General features: G+C 70.7%; 12 protein-coding genes. 8 read left to right on the top strand and 4 right to left on the bottom strand.

What is annotated here, in order from left to right; translation table 11 throughout:
• Positions 1–13: 13 nt before the first annotated feature.
• On the bottom strand, positions 14–793 hold the full coding sequence (locus OG562_RS29625) for a DUF2127 domain-containing protein (RefSeq protein ID WP_266403205.1): 780 nt from the start codon (positions 791–793) through the stop codon (positions 14–16).
• A gap of 126 nt (positions 794–919) precedes the next feature.
• On the opposite strand from OG562_RS29625, the gene OG562_RS29620 reads away from it, so the two are divergent.
• On the top strand, positions 920–1582 hold the full coding sequence (locus tag OG562_RS29620; RefSeq protein WP_266403202.1) for a TetR/AcrR family transcriptional regulator: 663 nt from the start codon (positions 920–922) through the stop codon (positions 1580–1582).
• A 140-nt stretch (positions 1583–1722) separates the two neighbouring features.
• On the opposite strand, the gene OG562_RS29615 is transcribed toward OG562_RS29620, so the two are convergent.
• A complete protein-coding gene (locus tag OG562_RS29615; RefSeq protein ID WP_266403198.1) occupies positions 1723–3129 on the bottom strand; it encodes a cation:dicarboxylase symporter family transporter in 1407 nt (468 codons plus the stop codon).
• 153 nt (positions 3130–3282) lie between these two features.
• On the opposite strand from OG562_RS29615, the gene OG562_RS29610 reads away from it, so the two are divergent.
• Together OG562_RS29610 and OG562_RS29605 are read left to right on the top strand one after the other, a co-directional pair.
• Positions 3283–4956 (top strand): sensor histidine kinase, encoded by a 1674-nt coding sequence (locus tag OG562_RS29610; protein ID WP_266403195.1) that lies wholly within the window; start codon positions 3283–3285, stop codon positions 4954–4956.
• Between the two features lie 59 nt (positions 4957–5015).
• Positions 5016–5717, top strand: a complete 702-nt coding sequence (locus tag OG562_RS29605) for a response regulator (RefSeq protein WP_266403192.1) — start codon at positions 5016–5018, stop codon at positions 5715–5717.
• A 21-nt stretch (positions 5718–5738) separates the two neighbouring features.
• On the opposite strand, the gene OG562_RS29600 is transcribed toward OG562_RS29605, so the two are convergent.
• Positions 5739–6314 (bottom strand): hypothetical protein, encoded by a 576-nt coding sequence (locus OG562_RS29600; RefSeq protein WP_266403190.1) that lies wholly within the window; start codon positions 6312–6314, stop codon positions 5739–5741.
• Between the two features lie 59 nt (positions 6315–6373).
• On the opposite strand from OG562_RS29600, the gene OG562_RS29595 reads away from it, so the two are divergent.
• Complete coding sequence (locus tag OG562_RS29595) at positions 6374–7222, top strand: 5'-methylthioadenosine/S-adenosylhomocysteine nucleosidase (RefSeq protein WP_266403188.1); 849 nt, start codon at positions 6374–6376, stop codon at positions 7220–7222.
• 32 nt (positions 7223–7254) lie between these two features.
• Positions 7255–7947 carry a helix-turn-helix transcriptional regulator gene (locus OG562_RS29590; protein WP_266403186.1) on the top strand — a complete coding sequence of 231 codons (693 nt, stop codon included), beginning with the start codon at positions 7255–7257 and terminating at the stop codon, positions 7945–7947.
• 55 nt (positions 7948–8002) lie between these two features.
• Here OG562_RS29590 and OG562_RS29585 read toward each other — a convergent pair whose 3' ends face one another.
• Positions 8003–9028 carry an ATP-dependent 6-phosphofructokinase gene (locus OG562_RS29585; protein WP_266403183.1) on the bottom strand — a complete coding sequence of 342 codons (1026 nt, stop codon included), beginning with the start codon at positions 9026–9028 and terminating at the stop codon, positions 8003–8005.
• A 257-nt stretch (positions 9029–9285) separates the two neighbouring features.
• Between OG562_RS29585 and pta the strand changes: the two genes are divergently transcribed.
• The 3 genes from pta to pyk all read left to right on the top strand — a co-directional run bounded on the left by pta (position 9286) and on the right by pyk (position 14125).
• Positions 9286–11376 (top strand): phosphate acetyltransferase, encoded by a 2091-nt coding sequence (gene pta, locus OG562_RS29580; RefSeq protein ID WP_266403180.1) that lies wholly within the window; start codon positions 9286–9288, stop codon positions 11374–11376.
• Positions 11373–12581 (top strand): acetate kinase, encoded by a 1209-nt coding sequence (locus OG562_RS29575; protein ID WP_266403179.1) that lies wholly within the window; start codon positions 11373–11375, stop codon positions 12579–12581. Before pta ends, OG562_RS29575 begins: the two co-directional genes overlap by 4 nt.
• A gap of 116 nt (positions 12582–12697) precedes the next feature.
• Positions 12698–14125, top strand: coding sequence for a pyruvate kinase (gene pyk, locus OG562_RS29570; RefSeq protein ID WP_266403177.1), 1428 nt, complete (start codon positions 12698–12700; stop codon positions 14123–14125).
• Positions 14126–14157: the final 32 nt, after the last annotated feature.

The following is a 14157-nucleotide window of genomic DNA, read 5'->3' as shown; positions in this document are numbered from 1 at the left end:
GACGTCCCCTGGATCAGCTCGCCGCCGTCGCCTCTGTCACCCCGGCCGACTCCTCGACCTCCAGCAGGGAGGCCCCGCGGCGCTCCGCCTCGAAGGCGCGGTGGCCGCCGCGGAGGCCGAACAGCCTTTTGGCCAGCAGGATGTAGACGACGGCGAGGACGTTGAGGACCAGGGTGGCGATCTTCAACCAGCTGACGTGCTCGGTGAGTTCGTAGATCTCCAGCGGGAGGAAGGCGGCGGTGGCGACGACCGTCAGATACTCCGCCCAGCGCCTGGCGTACCAGAGGCCCACCGCCTCGACGAGCTCGATCAGCGCGTACGCCAGCAGCAGCACCGCCACCAGCAGCAGCGTGGAGTGCCGGTAGCCGAAGGTCTTCTGGATGGTGCCGACGACCGGTGAGTGGTCGAGGTCGTAGTGGAAGTGCCGGAACACCGGGCGGAAGACGTCCAGATACTCGTCGAAGAGCCGGCGCACGGCGTCCTGGGAGTTGCTGAACCTCCACACGGCCGCCGCGACCAGCACGATGAACACCCCGCGCACCGCCCGCTCGATCGCCAGGAAGCGCAGGATGAACAGGTCCCGCAGCACCTTGCCGCGCGGCACGAGCGGGGCGTCGGCCGCCGGTCCCGAGCCGTGCGGCGCGCCGAGCGCGAAGTCGCCGCAGCGCAGACAGCGCCAGACGTCCCCGAGGGCGGTCTCCGCGTGCAGCCGAGCCCGTAGCAGCGCCTCGTCCGGCGCGTACGTCACATGCCCGCGCCGCGCACACGTCCGCCGGTCCCAGTCGATCTTCATCCCCCGTGCCTCCCACATCGTTCGACCGGCGCGGCACGCTAGTGGACGCGGGTAAGAGGTCGGTGAGGATCGTCGAGTGGCCGAGATCTTGGGGCCGCTCCCCCCGGGGCGGGCACAATGGCCGCCATGACCCCCGGTAACCCCACCCGCGCCGACGCGAACCGCCGCCGGATACTCGATGTGGCCCTCGCCGAGCTGATGCGGGACCCGGACGCGTCCATGGACCGGATCGCACGGGCCGCGGGCGTCGTACGACGGACGGTGTACGGGCACTTTCCGAGCCGGGAGGCGTTGATCGGGACGCTGGTGGACGGGGCGGTGGAGGCGCTGGCGGCCGCGCAGGCGGCGGGGCGCGAGGGGGCCGTGGATCCGGCGAACGCGCTGGCCCGCTCGGTGCTCGCGGTCTGGGAGGTCGCCGACCGCTATCGCCTGCTGGTCACGCTGGCCCGGCGCACGGTCACCGACCGAGGCGTCCGGGAGCGGCTGGCCCCGGTCCGCGAGAGCACCGTACGGCTGTTGCAGCGTGGGCTGGACGAGGGGGTGTTCGCCTCGCCGCTGCCGGCTCCCGCGCTGGCGTATGTGCAGGAGGAGATTCTGTTCGCGCTGGTCGAGGCGGTGAACGAGGGCCTGCTCGGCACGCGCGAAGCGGGCCGCTCGGCCGCGGTCACGGTGCTGACCTCGGCGGGCGTGCCCGCTGCGCTGGCCGCCGCACTGGTGGCGAGGGCCGGTGAACCGAAGAAAGGGAACCCGGAGAAAGGGAACCCGGAGAAGGAGAAACCGGGCGGCTGAACGACGGGGGAGTGCACAGCCGCCCGGAGCAGGTGGGGCGGGTAACGCCCGGGGGAAAGCGGGGGGGGAGAGAGTGACCGGGTGTCCGGCCCCGGTTCAGGCGGGGCCGGACACTCGGGGTTCGGGGAGTGCGCGGACGGTCAGGCCTTGGCGAGTTCCTTCTCGCCGCCCTCGCGCTGCTCGGGCACGTCCGCCGGGGCGTCCCCGGCGGCCTCGCCCTCGTAGTCGTCGAGCAGGGTCTTCTCGTCGAAGGGCAGCCCGCCGGCGAGCACGAGGTCGACGCGCTCCCGGTCGATCTCCTTGGTCCAGGTGCCGATCAGGACCGTGGCGACCGCGTTGCCGGCGAAGTTGGTGAGGGCGCGGGCCTCGCTCATGAAGCGGTCGATGCCGACGATGAGGCCGATGCCGTCCACCAGGGCGGGCTTGTGCGACTGCAGACCGCCGGCCAGGGTCGCCATGCCGGCGCCGGTGACGCCGGCCGCGCCCTTGGAGGCGACCAGCAGGAAGAGCAGCAGCGGGATCTGCTCGCCGAGCGACATCGGGGTGCCCATGGCGTCGGCGATGAACAGGGACGCCATGGTCATGTAGATCATGGTGCCGTCGAGGTTGAAGGAGTAGCCGGTCGGGACGGTGATGCCGACGACCGGCTTGCTGACGCCCAGGTGCTCCATCTTCGCGATGAGTCGCGGCAGCGCGGACTCGGAGGAGGAGGTGGACAGGATCAGCAGGAACTCGCGGCCGAGGTACTTGAAGAACGTCAGGATGTTCAGACCCGCGACGATCCGCAGCAGCGTGCCGAGCACCAGGAAGACGAAGAGGAAACAGGTGACGTAGAAGCCGAGCATCAGCACGGCCAGGCTCTTGAGCGCGTCCACGCCCGCCGAGCCGACGACCGCGGCCATCGCGCCGAAGGCGCCGATCGGGGCGGCCCACATCACCATCGCCAGGACACGGAAGACGAGGCGCTGGATGTGCTCGACGCCGCGCAGGACCGGCTGGCCGGCCTTGCCCATGGCCTGCAGGGCGAAGCCGCAGAGCAGCGCGATGAGCAGGGTCTGGAGGACCTCGCCCTCGGTGAAGGCGGAGACGATCGTGGTGGGGATGATGCCGAGGAGGAACTCGGTGGTGTCCTTGGCCTCCGGCGAGACCTGCGCCTGGCCGGTCTCCTTCACGGCGTCGGTGATCGCGAGGCCGGTGCCCGGCTCCAGGATGTTGCCGACGACGAGGCCGATGCCGAGGGCGACCAGCGACATGACCAGGAAGTAGCCGAGGGCGATGCCGCCGACGGCGCCGACCTTGGCGGCCTTGCGTACGGATCCGATGCCGAGAACGATCGTGCAGAAGATGATCGGCGAGATCATCATCTTGATCAGGTTCACGAAGCCGGTGCCGATGGGCTTCAGCTCGACGGCGAAGTCGGGGGCGATGAGCCCCACGGCGATGCCGATGGCGACCGCGACGATCACCGCGATGTACAGATAGTGGGTGCGGTCCCGCTTGACTGCGGGTGCGGCAGGTGCCGTATCGGGGGTGCTGCTGGCGGCCACGGCTGCCCTCCTTGACGTCTTCGTCGGCGTCCACCGGAGTGCGGCTCACGTCCGGGGGTTATGGGGGATTGCCGTGACTATCTCCCGCCCTGTGAGGGCGGTCACCCTTCCGTTCATTTAGTTCACACTTAACGCCGGGGGCACACTGACGACATGCGCATCCCCGACCTGCCGAGACCACGCAGCCTCGCCGGCCAGCTCTTCGCCATGCAGGCGGTGCTGATAGCGGTGCTCGTCGCCGGTTACGCGCTGTTCACCTACGTCAGCGACCGCGGCCAGGCCGAGGAGGCCGCGGGCCGCCAGGCCACCGCGGTGGCCCGCTCGGTCGCCGACTCGCCGTCGGTGCGTGCGGCGATCCACACCGCGAACCCCACGGCGGAGCTCCAGCCGTACGCCCTGCGGGTCATGCGGGACACGGAGGTCGACTTCGTGACGATCATGAATCCGGAGGGCATCCGCTGGACCCATCCGGACCAGGACCAGATCGGCCAGCGCTTCCGCGGCAACACCGCGGCCGCCCTCGCGGGCCGGACCTTCACCGAGACCTACACCGGCACCCTCGGCGCGTCCGTCCGCGCGGTCACCCCGATCGAGGACGACCACAAGAAGATCATCGGAATGGTCAGCGCGGGCATCAAGGTCGAGGCGATCAGCAAACGGGTGCAGGACCAGGTCACAGCCCTGTTCGGGGTCGCGGCCGGGGCCCTCGCCCTCGGCGCGATCGGCACGTACGTCATCAACGCGTCCCTGCGCCGGCACACCCACGGCATGAACGCGGCCGAGCTCAGCCGGATGCACGACTACCACCAGGCGGCGCTGCACGCGGTGCGCGAGGGGCTGCTGATGCTGGACGGGCAGTACAGGGTGGCGTTGATCAACGACGGCGGGCGGGAGCTGCTGGGGGTGTCCGGGGAGGCCGTCGGGCTGTCGGTCGCCGACCTCGGTCTGCCGGCCCCGCTGACGGGCGCGCTGCTCTCGTCCGAGCCCCGGGTCGACGAGGTGCATCTGACGGCCGACCGGGTACTCGTGGTGAACACCTCGCCGGTGTCGGGCGGCGAGCAGCGGGGCACCGTGGTGACCTTGCGTGACGTCACCGAGCTCCAGTCCCTGATGGGCGAGTTGGACTCGGAGCGCGGCTTCACGCAGGCGCTGCGCTCGCAGGCCCACGAGGCCGCCAACCGGCTGCACACGGTGGTGTCGCTGATCGAGCTGGGGAGGGCGGAGGAGGCGGTGGAGTTCGCCACGGCGGAGCTGGAACTGGCGCAGGCTCTCACCGACCAGGTGGTGGCCGCCGTGAGCGAGCCGGTCCTTGCGGCCCTGCTGCTGGGCAAGACGGCCCAGGCGAACGAGCGGGGCGTGGAGCTGGTGGTGTCCCAGGAGAGCGACCTGGACGACGGGCTGCTCCCCCGGTCCCTGCCGGCCAGGGACCTGGTGACGATCCTCGGCAACCTCATCGACAACGCGGTGGACGCGGCGCAGGGCAGCGTGCGGGGGCGGGTGACGGTGACGGCGTCGACGGCTTCCGCGGATCCCGGCACGGGCGCGGCGGACGACGAACTGGTCCTACGGGTGGCGGACACGGGATCGGGGGTGGATCCTGCTCACGCCTCCCAGGTCTTCGAACGGGGCTTCTCCACCAAGCCGGCGGGCCCGGGCGGACGGGGCCTGGGACTCGCCCTGGTCCGCCAGGCCGTACACCGGCACGACGGGACGCTGTCGGTGGCGGAGGCCGAGGGAGGCGGGGCGGAGTTCGTGGTGCGGCTGCCGTTGCGGGCGGAGGCCGCGGAGGCCGTCGTGGCGAGACCGGTGTCTGGAGGCGCGGGATGACGGGCGGGACGGGTGGGACAGGTGGGACCAGCAAGACAGGTGGGACGGGCGATACGGGCGTGACCGGCGAGGAGCCGATTCGGGTGCTGGTCGTCGAGGACGACCCGGTGGCCGCCGACGCGCACGTCCTGTACGTCGGCCGGGTGCCGGGTTTCGTTGCGGTGGGCAAGGCGCACACCGGCGCGGAGGCACGGCGACTGCTGGACCGTACGCCGGTGGATCTGCTCCTGCTCGACCTGCACCTCCCCGACGGCCACGGCCTGCAGCTGGCCCGGTCCCTGAGGGCGGCCGGATATCACGCGGACGTGATAGCGGTGACGTCGGCGCGGGATCTGACGGTCGTCCGGGAAGGCGTGTCGCTCGGGGTCGTGCAGTACGTCCTGAAGCCGTTCACCTTCGCGACCCTCCGCGACCGGCTGGTCCGGTACGCGGAGTTCCGCGGGGCCGCGGGCGAGGCGAGCGGCCAGGACGAGGTCGACCGCGCCCTCGCCGCCCTGCGCGCGCCCAGCCCCGCGGCCCTCCCCAAGGGCTTGAGCGCGCCCACCCTGGAACGGGTCACCGAGACCGTCCGACAGGCCACGGAGGGCCTGACCGCGGCGGGCGTGGCCGAGGCCGTCGGCATCTCCCGGATCACCGCCCGACGGTATCTGGAGCACCTGGTGGAGGCGGGCAGGGCGGAGCGAAAGCCGCTGTACGGGCAGGTGGGGCGGCCGGAGCTGGTGTATCGGTGGGTGCGGGGGGCGGCGGGGAAGGGACGGTGAGGCGGGCGGGGTTCACGGCGTTCAAGCCGAACCGCTTCCCCCGCCCCCTCCGCCTCCGCTCCCTCCCCCGAACGGCACCGTGTACCGCACCACGAACACGCCGAGTCCCACGACCGCCCCCGCCTCCACGAGGGACAGCGCCAGCAGCCCCGGCGACACCGCTCCCCCGCCCCAGTACACGCCCAACGCGGCCAGCGGTACGGCGCAGAAGGCGAGGAGGTCGACCACGCACTGCACGATCTTGCGGGTCCTACGGCGGGAGTCGCCCCGGTGGTAGGCCTCCCACCCGAAGACGTCCGCGGAGCCCGTGAGCGCGGCCAGCCGAGGCCCCAACTCGCCCCGGATGTACCGGCCGATCACCGAGATCTTCTCGTCGTTGACCAGGTAGGTCCACCCCAGCACCACGCACACCGGCGGCAGCGCCAGCAGCATCGACGCCTGCCTGGCCTGCGCCGCGGCGGCGATCACGGCGGCCACGACCGCCAAGGTCACGTACAGCAGGTTGTCCCGGAACCCGATGCGGGCCTTCTGCTCGTCCTTCACGGTCTGGTACTCGGCGAGCAGCAACTGCCCGACCCCGACGTCCTGTTCGGCCACGACACAACCCTTCCCCCGATGAGCCCGGCAGTACCGCAGTACCGCAGTACCTTAAAAGGGTGCCGAAGACACAGCCCACTGTCGTGATCCTCACCGCGCTCGCGCTCGAGTACGAGGCGGTACTCGACTGGATCGAGGATCCCGAGGAACTCACCCATGAAGGCGGCACCATCGTCGAGGCCGGCCGGCTCTCCGGCACGCCCTGGACCGTGGCGGTGGCCGAACTCGGCGAAGGAGCCGTGAACGCGGCCGCGCTCACCACGCAGATCATCGCGTGGCTGCGTCCCGAGGCGCTGCTCTTCGTCGGAGTCGCGGGCGGACTCAAGGACGACGTGGAGATCGGCGACGTCGTGGTCGGCACCAAGGTGTACGCGGTGCAGGGCGGCAAGCTGACGCCGGAGGGCTTCAAGGCACGGCCCGAGGTCTGGCACGGTTCGCACCGACTCGTGCAGGCGGCCCGTTCCGTGCTGCGGGAGATGAAGAACGAGGTTCGGGGACACCGCAAGCCCATCGCCTGCGCAGACGTGGTCCTGGCCGACGACAGGTCCGCGTTCGCCGAGTACATCGGGCAGCACTACAACGACGCGTACGCCATCGAGATGGAGGGCTCGGGCGCGGCCCACGCGGCACACCTCAACGGGCAGTTGGACGCCCTGGTCGTCCGAGGAATCAGCGATCACGCGAACCCGGACAAGGACGAGGCCGACGCTTCGGGATCACAGGGTCGGGCCGCCGCCCAAGCCGCTGCGGTGGCGATGGCGATCCTGCGCAGACTCCGACCTCGGGACCACTCGTCCGAGCCCGGAGAAGGCGCCGCGGAAGAACCCCGACACCGCGGCGACCACCTCGACTTCCGCAACAGCGTCTTCAACGGACCGGTCGTCGGGAAAATCACCGGACGCCCGTAGCCACCCCACCCCCCACCCTCTACGTTGTCCCCGTGCCCAGACCTCCCGCCCACACGCGCCAGCCAGGTCCCCCCTTCGACTCCCCCGCCGCCCGGAAGATCCGTGCCGCCCTCGGGATGAGCCCCGAACACGTCGCCTACAGCCTCCGCGCCTCGTACGACCTCCCCTACGCCACCCCCGAGCTGGTGATCGACTGGGAACGCGGGACGGACGCCCCCAGCGCACCCGAACTCGCCGCTCTCGCAGGCGTCTTATGGTGCTCCCCCGCCGATCTGATCGGCCGCCCGCGGACGCTTCACGAGCATCGCATCGCCCGAGGCCTCGCCCCCGAGGACGTCGCCCGGGCCGTGGGGCACGAGTTCCTGGCCTACGTCCGGATGGAGGAGAGCGGGCAGTGGCGCGGCACGGAGCGGCAGTCCGCCGCGCTGGCCGAGCTGCTCGACCTCTCGCTCCCCGATCTGGTCGCCGTCACCGGCGAGGAGTCCCGGCTCGCCGAGCTGCTCCGCGCGGCCGTGCGCACGCGCTGGCAGGCGTACGCGAAGGCCGTGGGCAGGATCGTGCCCCTGGACCGGCGGCTCCTGGAGGAGGCCCTCCAAGAGCTGCACCGGGGCTACCAGGGGCAGGTCGCCACGCCGAACTGGGGCGACGGCGGCGCGGCCGGCCGGGACTTCCTCGACATGATCGTCGACAACTTCTGGACGACCCTCGAGCAGCGGACCGCGTAGGTCTCAGCAGACCTCAGCAGACCTCAGCAGACTTCCGTAGGCCTGCGCAGACCTCCTAGAAGACCGACTCCGCCTCGTCCATGCGGTCCTTCGGGACCGTCTTCAGTTCCGTGACCGCCTGTGCCAGCGGCACCATCACCACGTCGGTCCCGTTCAGCGCCGTCATGCGGCCGAACTCGCCCCGGTGCGCCGCCTCCACGGCGTGCCAGCCGAAGCGGGTCGCGAGGACGCGGTCGTAGGCCGTGGGCACGCCGCCGCGCTGGATGTGGCCGAGGATGACCGGGCGGGCCTCCTTGCCGAGCCGCTTCTCCAGCTCGTACGCCAGCGCCGTGCCGATGCCCTGGAAGCGCTCGTGGCCGAACTGGTCGATCGCGCCATGGCCGTAGTCCATGGTGCCCTCGGCCGGGTGCGCGCCCTCCGCGACGCAGATCACCGCGAACTTCTTGCCGCGCGAGAAGCGCTCCTCGACCATCTTGACCAGGTCCGCCGGGTCGAAGGGGCGCTCGGGCAGGCAGATGCCGTGCGCGCCCGCCGCCATGCCGGACTCCAGGGCGATCCAGCCCGCGTGCCGGCCCATGACCTCGACGACCATCACCCGCTGGTGGGACTCGGCGGTGGTCTTCAGGCGGTCCATCGCCTCCGTCGCGACGCCGACCGCCGTGTCGAAGCCGAACGTCCGGTCCGTCGACGAGATGTCGTTGTCGATCGTCTTCGGTACGCCGACCACCGGCAGCCCCGCGTCCGACAGCATCCGCGCCGCCGTCAGCGTGCCCTCGCCGCCGATCGGGATCAGCGCGTCGATGCCGAAGTCGTGGATCATGTCGGAGGCGCTCTCGCAGGCCTCGCGCAGCCGGTCGCGCTCCAGCCGGGACGAGCCGAGAATGGTGCCGCCGCGGGCGAGGATGCCGCTGACCGCGTTGAGGTCGAGGCCGCGGTAACGGCCGTCCAGCAGGCCGGCGTAACCGTCCTCGAAGCCGATGACCTCGTCGCCGTAGTTGTCGACCGCGCGGTGCACCACCGACCGGATCACTGCGTTCAGGCCGGGGCAGTCGCCGCCTGCGGTGAGAACTCCGATGCGCATCGTGCTGTGTCTCCTGCTCGCTGTCGTTGCCGGTGAGCCGAGTCCGATTGTTTCACGCCGCCGAGCGGGCTGTCTCTTGACGGGCGCCTTATCCACGCCCAGAGGTATTGTCAAGAGGGATCTGCTCACCTAGGTGGGCGATTTTTATGACCCCATACAAGAAGAGCTCGACAAGAAGAGCTCGATAGGAAGAGCTCGATACGACGAGCCCGATACGAAGAGCCCGGCAGAAGAGACGGAAGAGACGGAGTGCTTGCGTGACGCGCAGCGTGTACGTGACCGGTATCGATCGCGGCGACGGCCGCCAGGTCGTCGAGCTGGGGGTCATGGAGCTGCTGACCCGGCAGGTCGACCGGGTGGGCGTCTTCCGCCCCCTCGTCCACGACGGGCCCGATCGACTGTTCGAGCTGCTGCGTGCGCGCTACCGGCTGGCGCAGGACCCCGCGACCGTCTACGGCATGGACTACCACGAGGCGTCCGCCCTCCAGGCCGAGCAGGGCACGGACGAGCTGCTCTCCACCCTCGTCGACCGCTTCCACCTCGTGGCGCGCGACTACGACGTCGTCCTCGTCCTGGGCACCGACTTCGCCGACACCCAGTTCCCCGACGAGCTCGCCCTCAACGCGCGCCTGGCGAACGAGTTCGGCGCGTCCGTGATCCCCGTCGTGGGCGGCCGCGGCCAGACCGCGGGGTCCGTGCTCGCCGAGACCCGCAACGCCTACCGCGCCTACGACGGCCTCGGCTGCGACGTCCTCGCCATGGTCGTCAACCGGGTCGCCCGCGAGGACCGCGAGAAGATCGCCGAGCGGCTCGCCGACCGGCTCCCGGCGCCCTGCTACGTCCTGCCCGACGAGCCCGCCCTCGCCGCGCCGACCGTTGCGCAGATCGCCCACGCGCTCGGCGCGAAGGTGCTGCTCGGCGACGACTCCGGGCTGGCCCGCGACGCGCTCGGCTTCGTCTTCGGCGGCGCGATGCTGCCGAACTTCCTCGACGCCCTGACCCCGGGCTGCCTGGTCGTCACCCCGGGCGACCGGGCCGACCTGGTCATCGGCTCGCTCGCCGCGCACAGCGCCGGCACCCCGCCGATAGCCGGCGTGGTGCTCACGCTCGACGAGGTCCCGTCCGACGAGATCCTCACCCTCGCCGCCCGGCTCGCCCCCGGCACCCCCGTCGTCTCGGTGCCCGGCCTCAGCTTCCCCACCGCCGAACAGCTGTTCTCCCTGGAGGGCAAGCTGAACGCGGCCACCCCGCGCAAGGCGGAGACCGCCCTCGGCCTCTTCGAACGGCACGTCGACACGGCCGGCCTGCTGAAGCGGGTCTCGGCCCCCAGCAGCGACCGCGTCACGCCGATGATGTTCGAGCACAAGCTCCTCGAACAGGCCCGCTCCGACAAGCGCCGGGTCGTCCTGCCCGAGGGCACGGAGGAACGCGTCCTGCACGCGGCCGAGGTGCTGCTGCGCCGGGGCGTCTGCGACCTCACCCTCCTCGGGCCCGTCGACCAGATCCGCAAGAAGGCCGCCGACCTCGGCATCGACCTCGGCGACTGCCTGCTGATCGACCCGGCCACCAGCGAGCTGCGCGACTCCTTCGCCGAGAAGTACGCCCGGCTGCGCGCCCACAAGGGCGTGACCGTGGAGCTGGCCTACGACGTCGTCTCCGACGTCAACTACTTCGGGACCCTGATGGTCCAGGAGGGCCTCGCCGACGGCATGGTCTCCGGGGCCGTGCACTCCACGGCCGCCACCATCCGGCCCGCCTTCGAGATCATCAAGACCCGGCCGGACGCCGACATCGTCTCGTCCGTCTTCTTCATGTGCCTCGCCGACAAGGTCCTCGTCTACGGCGACTGCGCCGTGAACCCCGACCCCAACGCCGAGCAGCTCGCCGACATCGCCCTCCAGTCGGCCGTCACCGCCGCCCAGTTCGGCGTGGAGCCGCGGATCGCGATGCTGTCGTACTCGACGGGCACGTCCGGGTCGGGCGCCGACGTCGACAAGGTGCGCGAGGCCACCGAGCTGGCCCGCTCGCGGCGGCCCGACCTGAAGATCGAGGGGCCGATCCAGTACGACGCGGCCGTGGAGCCGACCGTCGCCGCCACCAAGCTGCCCGAGTCCGAAGTCGCCGGACAGGCCAGCGTGTTGATCTTCCCCGACCTCAACACCGGCAACAACACCTACAAGGCCGTGCAGCGTTCGGCCGGCGCGATCGCCGTCGGGCCGGTGCTCCAGGGCCTGCGCAAGCCGGTCAACGACCTGTCCCGGGGCGCCCTCGTGCAGGACATCGTCAACACCGTCGCCATCACGGCGATCCAGGCCCAGACTTCGAGCGAGAAGGTTCCCCAGCAGTGAGCGCGACCCGCATCCTCGTCCTCAACTCCGGCTCCTCGTCGGTGAAGTACCAACTGCTCGACATGCGCGACAGCAGCCGGCTGGCGGTGGGGCTCGTCGAGCGCATCGGCGAGCAGTCCTCCCGGCTCAAGCACACGCCCCTGGCCACCGGCGGCGCCTCCCGTGAGCAGACCGGCCCGATCGCCGACCACGACGCCGCGCTGAAGGCCGTGTCCGAGGAGCTGGCGAGGGACGGGCTCGGGCTGGACTCGCCCGAACTGGCCGCCATCGGGCACCGGGTGGTGCACGGCGGCAAGCACTTCACCGAGCCGACGGTGATCGACGCGGCCGTGCTCGCCGAGATCGAACGGCTGATCCCGGTGGCCCCGCTGCACAACCCGGCCAACCTCACCGGCATCCGCACGGCCATGGCCCTGCGCCCCGACCTGCCCCAGGTCGCCGTCTTCGACACCGCGTTCCACACGACGATGCCGGAGTCCGCCGCCCGCTACGCGATCGACGTCGAGACCGCCGACGCGCACCGCATCCGGCGCTACGGCTTCCACGGGACCTCGCACGCGTACGTCTCCCGGGCGACGGCGAAGCTGCTCGGCAGGACACCCGAAGAGGTGAACGTCATCGTGCTGCACCTGGGCAACGGGGCGTCCGCCTCCGCCGTGCGCGGCGGCCGGTGCGTGGACACCTCCATGGGGCTGACCCCGCTCGAGGGCCTCGTCATGGGCACCCGCTCCGGAGACGCCGACCCGGCCGTCATCTTCCATTTGGCACGTGTTGGCGAAATGTCCATCGATGAAATCGACACTCTTCTCAACAAGAAGAGCGGGCTCATCGGACTGTGCGGCGACAACGACATGCGGGAGATCCGGCGCCGGATCGACGAGGGCGACGCGCAGGCGAAGCTCGCCTTCGACATCTACATTCACCGTCTGAAGAAGTACATCGGCGCCTATTACGCCGTTCTCGGGCGGGTGGACGCGGTCGCGTTCACCGCCGGGGTCGGGGAGAACGCGGCCGAGGTGCGGGCGGCGGCCGTCGCGGACCTGGAGAGCCTGGGCCTCGCGGTGGACGGCGGGCTCAACGCCGTACGCGGCGACGAGCCGCGGCTGATCTCGCCCGCGGACGCGCGGGTGGCGGTCGCCGTGGTGCCGACGGACGAGGAACTGGAGATCGCCACACAGACCTACGCATTGGTCGGGCGGTATTGATATGCGGCTCCGCCGCGTGGCAACTGAGCAGGAAAGCAACTGAGCGCGAACCCGCCCATTTGTATCTTCCACCAGACGGAATATTCCGTAGCGAAACAAACCGATAGGATCGCCCCATGCGCCGTTCGAAAATCGTCTGTACTCTCGGCCCCGCGGTCGACTCCCACGAAATGCTCGTGTCGCTCATCGAGGCCGGCATGAACGTGGCCCGCTTCAACTTCAGCCACGGCACGCACGCCGAGCACCAGGGCCGCTACGACCGGGTCCGGGCCGCCGCCAAGGAGACCGGCCGGGCCATCGGCGTCCTCGCCGACCTCCAGGGCCCCAAGATCCGCCTCGAGACCTTCGCCGAGGGTCCGGTCGAGCTGGTGCGCGGTGACGACTTCACCATCACCACCGAGGACGTCCCCGGCGACAAGACGATCTGCGGCACGACGTACAAGGGTCTGCCCGGCGACGTCTCGCGCGGCGACCAGATCCTCATCAACGACGGCAACGTCGAGCTGAAGGTCCTGGACGTCGAGGGCCCCCGGGTGAAGACGATCGTCATCGAGGGCGGCGTCATCTCCGACCACAAGGGCATCAACCTGCCCGGCGCGGCGGTCAACGTGCCCGCGCTGAGCGAGAAGGACATCGAGGACCTGCGCTTCGCACTGCGCATGGGCTGCGACCTGGTCGCCCTGTCCTTCGTCCGGGACGCCAAGGACGTCTCCGACGTCCACCGGGTCATGGACGAGGAGGGCCGCCGGGTCCCCGTCATCGCCAAGGTGGAGAAGCCGCAGGCGGTGGAGAACATGGAGGACGTCGTCGCGGCGTTCGACGCCGTGATGGTGGCCCGTGGCGACCTGGCCGTCGAGTACCCGCTCGAGAAGGTCCCCATGGTGCAGAAGCGCCTGATCGAGCTGTGCCGGCGCAACGCCAAGCCGGTGATCGTGGCGACCCAGATGATGGAGTCGATGATCACCAACTCCCGTCCGACCCGCGCCGAGGCCTCCGACGTGGCCAACGCGATCCTGGACGGCGCGGACGCGGTCATGCTGTCCGCCGAGTCGAGCGTGGGCGCGTATCCGATCGAGACCGTGAAGACGATGTCGAAGATCGTCACCGCGGCCGAGCAGGAGCTGCTCAGCAAGGGTCTGCAGCCGCTCGTGCCGGGCAAGAAGCCGCGCACGCAGGGCGGTTCGATCGCCCGCGCCGCGTGCGAGATCTCCGACTTCCTCGGCGGCCGGGGCCTGGTGGCCTTCACCCAGTCCGGCGACACCGCGCGCCGGCTGTCCCGCTACCGCGCGTCCCAGCCGATCATCGCCTTCACCACCGACGAGAACACCCGCAACCAGCTGGCGCTCAGCTGGGGCGTCGAGTCGCACGTGGTGCCGTTCGTGAACACCACCGACGAAATGGTCGACATGGTCGACCAGGAGATCGCCAAGATCAACCGCTTCAACCCGGGCGAGATCGTCATCATCACCGCCGGCTCGCCCCCCGGCGTCCCCGGCACCACCAACATGCTCCGCGTCCACCACCTCGGCGAGAGCGCCAACTGACGCTCCCGCCAAGGGACTCGGTTCCTTCGGGA

Origin of the sequence: Streptomyces sp. NBC_01275 (assembly GCF_026340655.1) — a bacterium.
GTDB lineage: Bacteria > Actinomycetota > Actinomycetes > Streptomycetales > Streptomycetaceae > Streptomyces.
This window is presented reverse-complemented; position numbering and strand designations above follow the sequence as displayed.